The organism is Virgibacillus proomii (assembly GCF_900162615.1).
In the GTDB taxonomy this organism is placed as follows: domain Bacteria; phylum Bacillota; class Bacilli; order Bacillales; family Amphibacillaceae; genus Virgibacillus; species Virgibacillus proomii.
The window spans coordinates 823,478-838,280 of record NZ_FUFN01000009.1 but is presented as its reverse complement, the minus strand read 5'-3'; the positions used below and the strand labels follow the sequence as shown (position 1 = coordinate 838,280).

8 protein-coding genes and 1 pseudogene are annotated in these 14,803 nt (G+C 36.6%); 5 read left to right on the top strand and 4 right to left on the bottom strand.

Translation table 11 applies throughout. The features are described 5' to 3' along the window. Positions 1 to 216 precede the first annotated feature (216 nt). Complete coding sequence (gene rlmN / locus BN1066_RS06475) at positions 217 to 1,305, top strand: dual-specificity RNA methyltransferase RlmN (protein ID WP_077318626.1); 1,089 nt, start codon at positions 217 to 219, stop codon at positions 1,303 to 1,305. Between the two features lie 450 nt (positions 1,306 to 1,755). Here rlmN and BN1066_RS06470 read toward each other — a convergent pair whose 3' ends face one another. Continuing rightward, on the bottom strand, positions 1,756 to 2,145 hold the full coding sequence (locus tag BN1066_RS06470) for a thiol-disulfide oxidoreductase DCC family protein (protein ID WP_077318625.1): 390 nt from the start codon (positions 2,143 to 2,145) through the stop codon (positions 1,756 to 1,758). A gap of 688 nt (positions 2,146 to 2,833) precedes the next feature. On the opposite strand from BN1066_RS06470, the pseudogene BN1066_RS06465 reads away from it, so the two are divergent. Then, positions 2,834 to 4,877 (top strand): annotated as a pseudogene (locus BN1066_RS06465) (catalase). Between the two features lie 215 nt (positions 4,878 to 5,092). On the opposite strand, the gene BN1066_RS06460 reads toward BN1066_RS06465, so the two are convergent. Then, on the bottom strand, positions 5,093 to 5,275 hold the full coding sequence (locus tag BN1066_RS06460; RefSeq protein WP_077318624.1) for a formate dehydrogenase accessory sulfurtransferase FdhD: 183 nt from the start codon (positions 5,273 to 5,275) through the stop codon (positions 5,093 to 5,095). Between the two features lie 1,781 nt (positions 5,276 to 7,056). On the opposite strand from BN1066_RS06460, the gene BN1066_RS06455 reads away from it, so the two are divergent. Genes BN1066_RS06455 through BN1066_RS06445 form a run of 3 tightly spaced genes read left to right on the top strand, consistent with a single transcriptional unit; the run spans position 7,057 to position 10,743 of the window. Beyond that, on the top strand, positions 7,057 to 9,288 hold the full coding sequence (locus BN1066_RS06455; RefSeq protein WP_077318623.1) for a ribonucleoside-diphosphate reductase subunit alpha: 2,232 nt from the start codon (positions 7,057 to 7,059) through the stop codon (positions 9,286 to 9,288). Further along, positions 9,273 to 9,752, top strand: a complete 480-nt coding sequence (locus tag BN1066_RS06450) for a flavodoxin (RefSeq protein WP_077318622.1) — start codon at positions 9,273 to 9,275, stop codon at positions 9,750 to 9,752. The genes BN1066_RS06455 and BN1066_RS06450 overlap by 16 nt, the downstream gene beginning before the upstream one ends. Beyond that, positions 9,700 to 10,743 (top strand): ribonucleotide-diphosphate reductase subunit beta, encoded by a 1,044-nt coding sequence (locus BN1066_RS06445; protein WP_077318621.1) that lies wholly within the window; start codon positions 9,700 to 9,702, stop codon positions 10,741 to 10,743. Before BN1066_RS06450 ends, BN1066_RS06445 begins: the two co-directional genes overlap by 53 nt. Positions 10,744 to 11,438: 695 nt before the next feature. On the opposite strand, the gene BN1066_RS06440 is transcribed toward BN1066_RS06445, so the two are convergent. Both BN1066_RS06440 and BN1066_RS06435 read right to left on the bottom strand, forming a co-directional pair. Then, positions 11,439 to 12,572, bottom strand: a complete 1,134-nt coding sequence (locus BN1066_RS06440; protein WP_077318620.1) for a hypothetical protein — start codon at positions 12,570 to 12,572, stop codon at positions 11,439 to 11,441. 810 nt (positions 12,573 to 13,382) lie between these two features. After that, a complete protein-coding gene (locus BN1066_RS06435; RefSeq protein WP_077318619.1) occupies positions 13,383 to 14,303 on the bottom strand; it encodes an N-acetylmuramoyl-L-alanine amidase family protein in 921 nt (306 codons plus the stop codon). Positions 14,304 to 14,803 lie beyond the last annotated feature (500 nt).

The window sequence follows — 14,803 nt, the reverse complement described above, 5'->3', positions numbered from 1 at the left end:
CGTCGACTAGTTTAGGCCCTCGTCCTCATGTTGTTAGCTTTTGGTTTAGAGTTATATTTTAGCTGTCATTGTTAAAAATATAAGATATAAAAACATCGGTATTTGCAACAAGCTCATTCATGAAGTAAGATAATATGGTGAATCATAATTTAAACGAGATATCTAATGTTTTTACATCACTCTGTAGACTAGATTTTCTAGAAATGAGGGTTAATCATGAGTAAACCGTCCATTTATGGAATGACATATGAACAATTAAAGGATTGGCTAATGGACCATGGACAAAAACGGTTTCGTGCGGATCAGGTGTGGAATTGGTTATATAAAAAAAGAATTAATCACTTTTCTGACATGAAGAATATCAATAAGGAAACGATTGGCTTACTAGACGAACATTTTGTCCTTGGTGTGCTTGAAGAAGAAGTAAAACAAGAATCAAAAGACGGTACGATTAAGTATTTGTTCCGCCTGACAGATGGAAATTTAATTGAAACCGTATTAATGCGTTTTAATTATGGTCTATCTGTTTGTGTTACGACCCAAGTAGGGTGTAATATTGGCTGCAGTTTTTGTGCCAGCGGTTTGCTAAATAAAAGTCGTGACTTAACAAGTGGTGAAATTGTTGAGCAAATAATGATGGTGCAAAAGAATCTCGATTTAAAAGGAAAAGACGAGCGAGTAAGTCATATTGTCGTTATGGGAATTGGCGAACCATTAGATAATTTTGATAATTTAATGGATTTCATCTATATCGTTAATGATGATCGTGGGTTAAATATTGGTGCTAGACATATTACTGTATCAACCAGTGGTCTTGCTCATAAAATTTATAAGTTTGCGGATACCGGAGTTCAAGTGAACTTAGCTGTTTCCATTCATGCACCAAATAATGAATTGCGCAGAAGTATTATGAAGATAAATAAGGCCTTTCCAATTGAAAAATTAATGGATGCCATTCATTACTATTTACAAAAGACAAACCGACGCATTACGTATGAGTATATTATGTTAAAAGATGTGAATGACCACCAAGAAGAAGCAATTCAGTTGGCTGAGCTATTAAAGGACCATCGCAAGCTCGCTTATGTCAATTTGATCCCATATAATACCGTTGATGAGCACAGTCAATATCAACGCAGTGATTCTGCTACCATTCAAGCTTTTTTTGAAACATTGAAAGAGCAAGGAATTAATTGTGGTGTACGTTGGGAAAATGGTGCAGATATTGATGCAGCTTGTGGTCAGTTGCGTAGTAAACAAATCAAGAAGATGAAGCCAAACAGATCAAGAAGCCTAAGTAAATAGTTTTTTATAATCCGTACTATACAACAAATAAGAAAGTGTTTCTCCATCTATACGTATTGTAAGGGAAGCTTAGTATAGATAACAATATTAATATTCAATTAAGTAAATTAAGATTCAGCGGAGGCTTGGAAGAACGCCCCGCTGAATTACATTTTAACCTGGATAGACAGGAGTACCTCCTCTGTTAATTAATAACCTTTTGTTTTCCCCCTCTAAAACTAAAAGTTCCTACAAAAATACGAGGCGTATTTATATAAATAAGTTTGCTTTACTTTTAAAAGTTGAAGTATAGGAATTATTAAAAGTTACCCTATTATCTGAGGCAAATGATGAGTCTGTTTGGGGTTTAGGGATGACGCTTGAAAGTTCAATAGTTTGACAGGATTGCTCTTCCATTTGTTCAACGTTTAGCTCAAGAACGTTAACTATGGAAATGGTAGGCTTTTGGAATTATAAAAATCGCTTTCTCGTTTTAGCGGAAGGTAAACTGCAACTTTTCTTTTGTCCAAACCATTGATAACGATGGTTTGCAATAAATTGATAAACAAAGTCGCGAATTGGTCTGGGAATGATGATGAGACCGTATAATAGCTTCCATACCCCTGCAAGCTCTTTACAAATGCGAAGCGCAGCGGTTGATTTAACATAATACTTTTCTCCGTCAAGCAGAACAAGGCTATTCATGTTCGAAGGAATTCGGTATTTTTTGAATAGCTTTTGCCCGACACCTCCTTGTAGCGAGGCAAACAGAAACTGTTCTTGTTTATCCCGTTTTAAAATAAATTGGACACTTCGATCACAAAAGTTACATATCCCATCAAAGAGTATTATTTTGTCCATCACTGCTCACTCCTTATACTTAAAAAAGTCCACCGAAGGCTTATTTCTAGCGATTTATGTTTTTAATTGAAACCCTTTCTCCACGCAAAAATTACGTCGCCTTGCACTTTGACGCACAGACATGCTGTGTCGGCGTCCAACATGTCAAAAAGCTTGGCAACATACACAACGTTTTTTCACGGACAAGAAAAACTCAAGCCGCGATACATCGCGTTTTTTCAAGAATGATGCGGTCTAAGCCAGCCTTAATGCTTTTTGAAAGGTAATCTAGTTTAAATTATAACACCACTAATATTCTGTTTCACTTACTACACGATATGAAACGTCGAAATAAATCTTCTCTATTTCCCTGTGCATGTAGTTCCAATAGATCGTCTTTTTTGGACCTTTGATTAGATGTTCATCATGATAAGTATTAAAACAGTTTTAATTGGCAGTCAACTCGTGCAGTGTTTCACTTAGGAGTAGATACGTAACGAAAAAGCGCCACCTATCCTTATTAACCACCTTAAATTAGCGGAGAGATAAAACGTCAACCTTGATTACAGTGATAAAAGTTTCGGTTTAAACAGGCAGACTAGTTTAACTGTTTCGTCATTCGGGAACTGGGTTAAGGAAAGGTTTCCAAATAGTACTACAGCACGGTGTGGAATTTGTTATTCTCAAAATTGTAAGGAGGAAAAAGGTAATGGCTGATGGGCAGAAAGGAAATAGTAAGCAAAAACAATTAGACAATTTTCGTGTCGATGATAATGGGAAAAAAATGACAACGAATCAAGGGCTAAAGATTTCGGAAGATGAATTCTCTTTAAAAGTTGGAGACAGAGGACCAACATTGATGGAAGACTTTCATTTCCGTGAAAAAATGACGCATTTTGATCATGAACGGATACCGGAAAGAGTAGTTCATGCTCGTGGATCTGCAGCGCACGGGGAATTTGAACTTTATGAATCGATGAAACCTTATACAAAAGCAAAGTTTTTACAAACCCCTGGTAAAAAAACACCTGTATTTGTCCGGTTTTCAACAGTCGCTGGCTCAAAGGGCTCTGGCGATCTTGCTCGTGATGTAAGGGGTTTTGCTACTAAATTTTATACAGAAGAAGGAAATTATGATCTTGTTGGTAATAATATTCCCGTTTTTTTTATTCAGGATGCCATTAAATTTCCGGATTTCGTCCATGCAGTGAAGCCTGAACCTCATAACGGCAATTCCTCAGGCTGCTTCTGCACATGATACTTTTTGGGATTTTGTTGCAAATAATCAGGAAACAGCTCATATGGTTATGTGGCAAATGTCCGATCGGGCTATTCCACGCAGCTATCGAATGATGGAAGGCTTTGGTGTGCACACGTTTCGATTAGTCAATGACCAAGGAAAAGGTACGTTTGTAAAGTTTCATTGGAAGCCAAAATTAGGCGTTCATTCAACCGTGTGGGATGAAGCGCAAAAGATTAACGGGAAGAATCCTGATTTTCATCGCCAAGACTTGTACGAATCGATTGAAAACGGGGATTATCCAGAATTTGAACTAGGCGTTCAGTTAATCTCTGAAGAGGATGAAGATTTGTTTAGTTTTGATCTATTAGACCCTACAAAATTATGGCCAGAAGAAGATATACCAGTAAAAATAATTGGAAAAATGACATTAAATCGAAATATCGATAATGTGTTTGCTGAAACGGAACAGGTAGCTTTTCATCCGGGTCATGTTGTTCCTGGCATTGATTTTACAAATGACCCATTATTACAGGGCCGTTTATTTTCCTATACAGATACACAATTGATCAGACTCGGTGGTCCTAACTTTCATGAGCTACCAATTAATCGACCTGTTTGTCCGTTTCATAATAACCAGCGTGATGGCTATGGCAGACACACAATAAACGTTGGACAGGTCAGTTATCACAAAAATTCACTAGCTAATAATACTCCTAAGCCAGCAACTGTTGCAGAAGGGGGTTATGAGCATTATCAGGAAAAAGTAGAAGGACGGAAGATTCGTGCCCGCAGTGATAGTTTTAAAGATCATTTTTCACAGGCAACCTTATTTTGGAACAGTATGAGTAAAATAGAGAAGCAGCATATTATTGATGCTTTTAGCTTTGAGTTAGGTAAAGTAAAAAATCAAACTGTTAAACAGCAAGTAGTGGATATGTTTAGTCATGTAGATTTAAAAATGGTGCAGGAAATTGCAACAAATATTGGGGTGACACCTCCAGAAAAAGGAGGTTCTTCGATTACGAAGCGGTCACCAGCGCTTAGCCAAGAAAATACTACTAAAAAAGCTGCAACAAGGAAAGTCGCTGTACTCATAGATGACGGGTTTCTTACCGATAAAGTCGTTGTTATTTTAAATCGTTTAGCTAAAAATGGAGTCCATCCGATATTAGTCAGCAATAAACTTGGACACGTAACTGGCTCAGACGGGCAAACACTAAATGTTAATAATAGTTTTTTTACAGCTGATTCAGTATTGTTTGATGCTGTATATATTGCTGGTGGAAAACGAAAAAACATAGAATTTCATTATAAAGCACGCTATTTTGTACATGAAGCGTTCCAACATTACAAGCCTATTGGTGCGATGAATGAAGGAAAGAAAGTCTTGGATGAAATAGGTATCAGAAGTGATGCAGGCGTAATTACGGATTCATCCGTGGAGCGATTTATTGAACGATTTACAGAGGCTATTTCTGCTCATCGGTTTTGGTATCGAAAAATAGACTAAATATAATTAGCGTAAACGAGTGCTGTACAACAGCACTCGTTATGTTAGTTATCTAGGAAATACATCCGTTTTTATCTTGTGATATATTTTTGAAAAGTAACTTCGTCTAGCTTAAGCGCAGTCTTGGTCATACCCGTCAGACCAGCTTGTCAATTTCAAAATAGGCAAATCCTGCTTCTTCATCCATATTAAGAGATTGAATTGTAAATGATTCCTTATGAAGCAAGAAAGCCGATGACTAGTTCTTTTGCATATTCCGGTGAGCAAACCAGCGTAGCAAATTCTTTGCCATTTACAATAATCGTAATCGGATTTTCAACAGCAATCGAAGTTGTTTGTTTTACCATTGTTCCGTTAAGAAAATGAGCAACCTCCCAATCGGTTAAATTATCCACCATACGATCTCTCCATATCGTAAGTATCCATCTCCAATTCCTCCATTCGCTTTTTAGCCTATTTTCTCTCTTTTTGCGCGTAGTAAGTGGTAGCCTTTTCTATTATAACGGTTGTATATATTCTGGTAATCCGCCATGTTTTTCGTACACACTTATAGGAATAAGTACATTACCTTCTGGAAAGTACCTCCGGATTTCACGGGAGCAAATTTTGTTTTTCAGCAAAGAGACCGTGCTGATTATCATTCATATTAATGGCTCTTTTCGTAATGTAGTATTGATTTGGGTTCTTACTAGATAGTAGTATTACCAAAGTTAACCTGCGAAGTTATGATCCAGAAGTCTATTTTCGTTCATGATAACTTTGCCAATCCCGAATAGAACTTTGCCCGCCTAAGTGAGGCTTGAGATTTCTTGACAGCTTAATTGGCCCGGTATGTTTGGTTTTTTCCGTAATTCTTTCCCTATAGATGCAAGTACGTTAGTTGTTCTCATCCTATCATGAGAACGGGTACATTTCAATTTGCTTTTATTTGTTAATGGGCTAAGGAGGATGCAGCTATTTATAGAGGTAAAGACCTATACCTATCAGGGAGGCTTTACCTGAGTTTATTCTACGTATAAATCGGCAATGGTTAATTTCAATAAATGAAGGTTAAAAGAAGGAGTGAAAACTTCAAGTGGATATAACTTGAGTTTTTAAAAGCCTATATCCATTGTAATTGCAGGAACACTTTTAATATGCTTAAATAACGTTACGAATGATTCTTCATTACCGAGTTAAGCAAATTTATTTCAGGAAGTAGCAAGTAACAACATAATGATCGACCAACTTTACCTTTGCAATTAGATTCATTTCAATGAAGAAGAAAAGAGGATTCAAAAAATAAATTTCTGCATGGCTTGTTTCTGACAACTCTACTTTCTAACTGTTTACACTACTCGAAATCATACCGCTCACAAATTTCCATTGTACAAGACTATCGGCATTACAACAGGAAGAGAGGAATTTCGGCAATCATACATCATACATCGCGATTTTTTCGAAGGACGTTGTGATCTTAGTCTCAGGTCTATATCCTCTTTTTGAACACCACTTGAAACATATAAACTATTAAATAAAGAAAGGATTGAAAAATGCCTGCAAAGGGAACGTGTAGAGTATAAGAACGATTCATACCATGGATGATATGAGGAAAATCAGCATTTTGAAAAATTGTTCTCAACTACCATTTTAAAAGTGAAGAAAAAAGTATATAATAGAGTTTGTGTGTTTTCAGAAAGAGTTCAATTTACAGGTAAGATGTAAAATTTACGGCTAGATATAAAATCGTACACGAAGCTGTTTTTTGAAATGATTGTTTTTTGACTGAAACGAAGAGGAAAATTATTTTTTCTAGCATATAACGTTGTTCTCACATCGTCTTAAGAAAATTTCTCTCCATTCTCCAGCTTTAATAGATTGCAATAATAGAATTTATATGCTAAGCTTTTAACACAATATATTGTTGGTGTAATCATACTAACATACTATATATTGTGTTTTAAATGTATGAATCAGTATTTACTTATAAGAAAATTAAGATCAAGCACTACCATCCCCTCAAGATGATGGGCAGATATGCCTCTACGTTTTTCAGATTCACACCAAATAATATACATACAATACACGATTAAACTTACTACTACGTTGGACTACTATCAACTATTTATAGAATTTCGATTTTGAGGGAAATAAACTCATGTAATCAAAATGTTTTTAGCATATAAAGGGAGGATAAGGAATGATCACCGATATCGCATCTACAAGGGATAAACTTGTAGAAATCATTGATCAAGCACAACAGGGACTGTCTATTGAAACAGATGCCTACAAACAGAAATCTTTTAAAACTATTGAGGAAGATACACCACTTGATAAGGCACTTGACACGCTTGTGCAAAACGCATTGGAAAATATTGATGAATCTGCGCCGGATTGGTCATATTTAGCTAGCCGGATTTATTTACAGCTGCTTTATCATGAGGCACGTCAGAATCGGAAGTATGAAGCAGATAGATATGGTGAATTATATCAATTAATTACGATGCTTACAGAAGAAAATATTTATCAATCTACAATTTTGGAAAAGTATACCAAAAAAGAGATTGACTTCTTCGCTAAACATATCGATCCGTCAAGAGATTTATTATTTACTTATTTAGGGTTGTACACACTAGCGACACGTTATCTTGCAACTGACCATGAAAAAAACGTCTATGAATTGCCGCAAGAGCGCTGGATGATTATTGCCATGACATTAATGCAAGATGAGGATAAAGAAAAGCGAACAGAACATGTTTTAGAAGCTTATTGGGCATTAAGCAATCTATATATGACAGTAGCTACACCGACATTAGCCAATGCCGGAAAGACGCACGGGCAATTGTCCAGCTGTTTTATCGATACGGTTGATGATAGTTTGCAATCCATTTACGACAGCAACACTGACATTGCTAAGCTTTCTAAAAATGGTGGCGGAATCGGTGTTTACGTGGGGAAAATCCGTAGTCGCGGAAGCTCCATTAAAGGTTTTAAAGGAATGTCGAGCGGTGTTGTTCCATGGATTAAACAATTGAATAATACTGCGGTGAGCGTAGATCAATTAGGGACAAGAAAAGGTGCGATTGCTGTTTATTTAGATGTTTGGCACCGTGATATTGAGGCATTTCTTGATTTAAAGCTTAACAATGGCGATGAACGAATGCGAGCACATGATATCTTCACGGGCGTGACGCTTCCAGATTTGTTTATGGAGCAAGTAGAAAAGCGCGGTGATTGGTACTTGTTTGATCCGCATGAAGTTCGCCAAGTGATGGGCTATTCACTAGAGGATTTTTATGATGAGCAAAAAGGCAGCGGAAGTTTTAGGGAAAAGTATCAAGAGTGTATGAACAATGAGCAGTTAACGAAGCGCAAAATCCCGGCAATTGATATTATGAAACGAATTATGAAGTCGCAATTAGAATCGGGCACGCCATTTATGTTCTATCGCGATGAAGTGAATCGCCAGAATAGCAATAGTCATGAAGGAATTATTTATTGTTCCAATCTATGTACGGAAATTACCCAAAATCAGTCCCCCACGGAGTTTATCGAAGAATTTCTAGAAGGTGAGAATACCATTGTAAAGAAATATAAATCAGGGGACTACGTCGTTTGTAACTTAAGTTCCATTAACCTTGGAAAAGCTGTGCCAGATCAAGTGTTGGAGCGTCTGATTAAGATTCAAGTACGCATGCTGGATAATGTCATTGATATTAATCATTTACCAATTATGCAGGCGCAATTGACAAATAAAAAGTACCGAGCTATCGGGCTAGGTACATTTGGTTGGCATCATTTGCTCGCTCGTAACAATATGAAGTGGGAAACAGAAGAAGCTGTTACTTATGCAGATGAATTATACGAAAAGATTGCTTTCCTTACGATTAAATCCAGCATGGAACTAAGTGAGGAGAAAGGAAGCTATCCTGCATTTTCAGGAAGTAAGTGGAGCACCGGAGAATATTTTGAGCTTAAGGGATATACAAAAGATGAATGGCTTGCTTTAAAAGAAGATGTGAAACAGCATGGAATAAGAAACGGATATTTAATGGCTGTTGCCCCAAACTCTACAACAGCAATGATCGCAGGTTCAACTGCTAGTATCGATCCGATCTTTAAGCCGTTTTACTATGAAGAAAAGAAGGATTTTAAAATCCCAGTAACGGCGCCTGATTTAACACATCGCACCTATGATGTTTACCGTCGTTCTGCCTATATCGTGGATCAGCGCTGGTCCGTAAAACAGAATGCGGCTAGACAAAGACATATTGACCAGAGTATTTCGTTTAATCTATATGTACCAAATACCATTAGAGCTTCCATCTTATTGGGTCTTCATTTACAGGCGTGGAGGGAAGGGCTAAAAACCACCTACTACGTTCGTTCTACTTCTAATGATGTGGAAGAATGCGAATGGTGTCAAAGTTGAAGGCACTCATTGCTTATTTAACCTATAGCGGTAATACACAGGAAGTTGCGAGACTGATCGCTAATGAATTGCAAGCAAAAGGGATAGACACGGCGGTTCACCGAATTGGGATTGATCCGCCAGTCAATCCTTCTAGTTATGACGTTATCTTCATTGGCACTTTCACCTGGGATCGGGGAAGTACTCCTGAAGAAGTAAAAGATTTTATTCTTGAAGTAGGTTATAAGCCAAACAATGTCGCTGTATTTGGTACTGGAGATACACAATTTGGTGGAGATGATCTATTCTGTAAAGCTGTCGATAAGCTGGTTAAATTTTACGAAAGTCCATGGCCTGGATTAAAGGTTGAACAGTCACCAAGAGGAAAACAGGAACAGAAAGTGAAAGAATGGGTGGAAGGAGTATTATATCATGGCAAAAGTATTGCTGGAAAAAGCGAAGACACTGGAACCGTTAAATCCTAATAAGTCAACAGGAGTATTCGGTGGTAAATCAAGCGGAATATTGAATTGGAATGATATTGCTTATCCACATTGGTATAAAATGTATAAACGGCTGATAGGAAATTATTGGCAAGCAGACGAAGTCAATATGCAAAGTGATATTAAGCAGTTTCCAACACTTACAGAAGAAGAACAAGATGCGTATTTGAAGATAATTGGCTTATTATCGACATTGGATGCGCCACAAACAAGGACAGCATTATTAATTTCATTATACGCAACAGATCCTTCTGTTCAATCTATTATGGCGGTTATTGCTCAGCAAGAGGCAGTGCATAATGAAAGTTATTCTTACGTACTGTCCTCTGTCGTATCCTTGGATGAACAGAATAAATCATTCCAGTTAGGAAGAACGGATCCTGTTCTATTGAAGCGTAATAAAAATTTAACCAAGCAATATAATACATTTGTCGAAGAACCGACAATTGAAAATATTTTGAAAACACTAGTATACACAGCCCTACTGGAAGGAATGTTTTTCTATTCTGGTTTTGCGTTTTTCTATAATTTAGCTCGTCATAATAAAATGGTCGGAACCTCAACAATGATTAGCTATATTAATCGTGATGAGTTAGAACATGGCCGGTTTATTTCCGAGCTGTTCCGGGCTACATTAGCAGAAAACCCGGAATATAATAATGAAACATTTATCCAATGGGTTTATGATCATTTTAAAGAATCCGTGGAATTAGAAATCGAATGGTCCAATTATGTTCTCGGAAATGTGGAAGGTATTGATTTGGATGAAATGGCAGGATATGTTAAGTACCGCGCTAATAAGATGTTGCGCATGATGGGATTACATGATGTTTATCCAGATTATACGGACAACCCGATGAAATGGATTCGTGCTTATGTTGATAATTTTGACGGAACGAAAACGGACTTCTTTGAACAGAAATCACGTCAATATACAAAAACAAGTGATTTGAACGGTTTTGACGATCTATAAGTTTCGATATTGTACCATTCAATTAGTGAATGGTAATCGAGAAGAAGCAGGCAGTTTATAAGGAACATAACTAGTTCTCATAAATGCCTGCTTTTTTAATTGTTTAAAACTATATCCGTTTGTACATGGTGGATAACTTTTTTTTTGAAAAGCATTTTTGTCTAGCTTAAGTGTATAAGCAAACTTTGAACTTATTCCTGCGATAAGTAAACATCGCTCGAATCTAAAGGAATGCCTCTAAACAGGGGCTTACCACTCAGGCGTCGGCATCCCTCTGTTTAGAGGCATGTTTTCTTTACCTGTATGGTGCGGTAAAACTTTCACATCTAACGTAATGTATATGCGATAAGTTCAAAGCTACAACAGCGTACATCGCAATTTTTCAAGGATGTTAATCAACAGGACAAGAAGGAGGACTTCTTATCTGTAGGGATGAGGGCAAAGCCCTGCTGAATGAAGCTTCATTTTACATTTTGCTGTTAAATATGGAAGGAAAATATGGCAAGAGGTGTTGTGTTTGAATATTGTTAAGTGATGCCAAAACGCTTAAATCTCAATACTCATCCAAATCGATCACCTTCTCAGATACTGCATCTACTCCGTATTGACATTCTACCTTACCGCTAAGTACATATCGTTTCGATTCTTGATGATAAATGTAAACAGGAGTGACCTCTATCTGGTTGGAGAGCTTTTCAAAAGCTATATCTCGTGAAATAAATTGGTGGCTCTGCAGCAGAGAAATCTTCAAAAATCGTAAGTAAAAAGCGATTATCAATGTAATTAAGTACTACTTTAATTGTATCGGCATCTAAGATAACTTTTAATCGAGGCTGGATAATACGATTAGATGAATCAACCAAATGTAATGTTGCAAATAGGAAGTATGGCTCGCGTTTTATCGATGTTATTTTCCATTTACCACTTTCATCAGGTAATTCCTGCTGCAAAAGTAACTTAATCTCTTGGCTCGCTTTAGACACAATTGATTCAGAAATCGGCTCTAACTCACTAATAGCTTCAGCTGTTAAAGCTTCCGTCTCGGTAATCTCCATAGTTATATCAATCGGTGTAAGAGAAATAGATTGTTCTCCTTCTCCCTTCCAAGTTAGGAGCTTATGGAGAGTAGTACGAGGATAATAATCCTCTACGGTTTCGTAGGCTAGGACCTGCTGATTCCTATTCATTATAAAAACGGTTGCTATCCCAAATACCGTCTTCCATGTTTGTAAATCCTCCATCGGAATTTCTAATAGCCTGCATTGCTGCTTCGCTATTGGTTTATAACTGGCAGGAGTTAGTGAAAAAGGTTCCCATTCAACCTCTTCCTGTTTCGGAAAAACTCCGTCTATATAAAACGTTGTTAATTGTCCATCTTGATTAAAGGAAACCTCGATGGTTCCTTCTGGATAAATCGGGATATTATCAATTGCTGCACGAAAACGCATCGTATCAGCAGTTTCATGAACAAGCTGAAATTGTTTGCCAAGCTCTAATCCGGTCAATACCTCCAACCATTCAATTGTCTTCTCACTGTCTTGATAAAGATTGCTTAACTCTTCTCTCTTAGCATAGGAAATATCCCCAACAAAAAGGATGCTTTTAATTTGCTCACTTTCTACCTCAACATCGACAACTGCTGTTCCTGGGGGATTTAACCCGTCATCGGTTTCTGCTTTTCCATTAGGAAACCATTCCATTGTTACCACGTAGCATATTCTTCCCTCGATATTTTGTTCCTTAGAAAAGCTATGTCGTTTCAAATAATACGCATCTAGTCCAAGCCAATTTGCTGTATTGTCTATAATTTGTTGGATTCTTTCATGCATATAATACCCTCGCTTATCTTAGTTTTTTTCAGTATACCATTTTTTCCTTAACTTACAGAACGATTTTTTCCAGCGTAAATCAAGATGACGGAGAAATAAATATTATTACGTTTGAAACAGATAAACGTTTTTGCTTGTTACGAAAGCAAATTCATCCTTCATAATTATTTGGAATATGTAGGAAAGTATCAAAATGTAAGTTCAGGAGCTAAGACAACGAGTTATTTCTTTTGATAAAGTATAGAATGCCATTAATTATGTATACAAAAGCTATCCTCTTTAGCTTTAAAACAAGCTGGCCTATAAAAAAAGGATAGCTTATTTAATTGTCTTAGATTTATCCGTTTTATATGGAGGATAACTTTTTTGAAAAGTAGCTTCATCGTCTAGTTTAAGCACTCAAGCTATAGCAAACTTTGATTCATCCTACGATAAGCCAACATCGGTTCCTTGTACCTAGTTTTCTTTATCTCGTAGGAAAGGTGCGCATTAACGTAATGTGTATGCGATAAGTTCAGTATGAAGTGGGTACCTAATGCGTAATTCGTTTGGGGCGACAGGACAGTGTTGCTACGACAGCAATACTTCGCACGCAGAAAAAGTGGTTTTCTTTTTCAAGGACGAGAGAAGTTACGACAGCTATACATCCGTGGTTTTTCAAAGACGCCTGCGAAACGTAGCCTTTGATCTACTGTTTTAAGGAAAAATAACAACTTGAATAAGGTTTCATTCGCTTTATTTCATTAGAAGTTCACTAGTTTTCCCATTGCTAAGCGAGTACTTCTAGCTTTTATTCTAGATGATTACAAGTTAATGTGATTGAAAATAATGTTGTAAACCATTGGTAATTCCTTCTGCTACTTCCCGTTTGAATTGATTCGTTTGAATAATTCTTATATCATCAGGGTTGGTGATAAATCCGAGTTCTAATAAGATAGCAGGTGCAGTATTATTCCGTAAAACATAAAAGTTTTTTTGTACTACCCCACGGTCTTGTAAGTTAACTTTTGACGTTAAATTACGATGAACATGTTTAGCAAGTTCTTTGTCAACATTAGAATAATAAAATGTGTTCAATCCTTGTGCGGAAGCATCTGCAAATGCATTATAATGCACACTAATAAACACATGCGTCAAATAAGCTTTACTAATAGCTACTCGATCTTCTAACGACACATATTCGTCCTTCGATCTAGTTAAGAATACATTGGCGCCAATTGATTCTAGCTGCTTAGCTATCTCGTGTGTCGTAGCTAATGTTAAAATTTTTTCTTCCATACCATCTACTCCGATCGATCCAGGATCATTTCCACCGTGACCAGGATCCAGCATAATATTGTAACCGTTTAGAGCTGAACTCTCTGTGGTATGCGAATTAGCCACTTGTGGTTGCTCTGATTTGGTAATTGCAGTGGTTGACTTTTTTCGTGTTTTGGGTTGAAGATGGTTCATTTGTTTGCTTTTTAATAAATATTGCTTAGCAACCCAAGCTTCTTTCCCTCCATAATATGTTTGAACCCAGCCATGTTTTTCCTGAAATTCTACTACCTGTTCACCAACTTGCAGTTTTCCAATAATTTCTGCATTGATGGATGGTTCACTTCTTACATTTAAGTTGGTTTGTCCAACATCATAGATATCACCGCTTGCAGCATATGTTTGATTTGGAAAAAGTAACAAGATTGCTAGAATAATTGCACAACAAGTTAACGAAATATAGAGTTTTTTCAAAATAATAAACTCCTCCTTTTTATTGATAACTTAACTGTTTTACATGCATTTTGTTGTCTATTATCTGTCGCTACAAAGTTGATGTCTTCTTGAACGTAGCTTCGTCCAGCTTAAGTGCTTAAAAACCTTTTTATATGCAGGAGACAATCGTATAGAGAAAAAAACTAGAAAATATTGTGTATTGTTAAAAGCATTAAATGAAAGCTCGTTAATAGAAATTTTCTCCAATAAATCTATGATTTAAACAAATAACGTGAAAAAATCATGCAAAAGTACTAAAAGGTTAACAGATTAATAGGCCAGGGGAAATTGCAAAAAAAATAACAACCGCAAGTTTTGCAGTTGTTTTCTCCTTTAATAAGTAACATTGGCTTCTTTTGTCCCCATGTTTTTTAATATGCTATCGAAGGTATGTAAAATTCCGACTTCAAAATTGAACGAGAATAGAAGAAGTTTAAGCAGGAGATAAAGGCATCTAAAATCTCGATTCATTGATTGAC

Coding starts and splice junctions, on each gene's coding strand:
- rlmN (WP_077318626.1), top strand. CDS start 217: ATGAGTAAACCGTCCATTTATGGAATGACATATGAACAATTAAAGGAT.
- BN1066_RS06470 (WP_077318625.1), bottom strand. CDS start 2,145: ATGGACAAAATAATACTCTTTGATGGGATATGTAACTTTTGTGATCGA.
- BN1066_RS06460 (WP_077318624.1), bottom strand. CDS start 5,275: ATGGTGGATAATTTAACCGATTGGGAGGTTGCTCATTTTCTTAACGGA.
- BN1066_RS06455 (WP_077318623.1), top strand. CDS start 7,057: ATGATCACCGATATCGCATCTACAAGGGATAAACTTGTAGAAATCATT.
- BN1066_RS06450 (WP_077318622.1), top strand. CDS start 9,273: ATGGTGTCAAAGTTGAAGGCACTCATTGCTTATTTAACCTATAGCGGT.
- BN1066_RS06445 (WP_077318621.1), top strand. CDS start 9,700: ATGGCAAAAGTATTGCTGGAAAAAGCGAAGACACTGGAACCGTTAAAT.
- BN1066_RS06440 (WP_077318620.1), bottom strand. CDS start 12,572: ATGCATGAAAGAATCCAACAAATTATAGACAATACAGCAAATTGGCTT.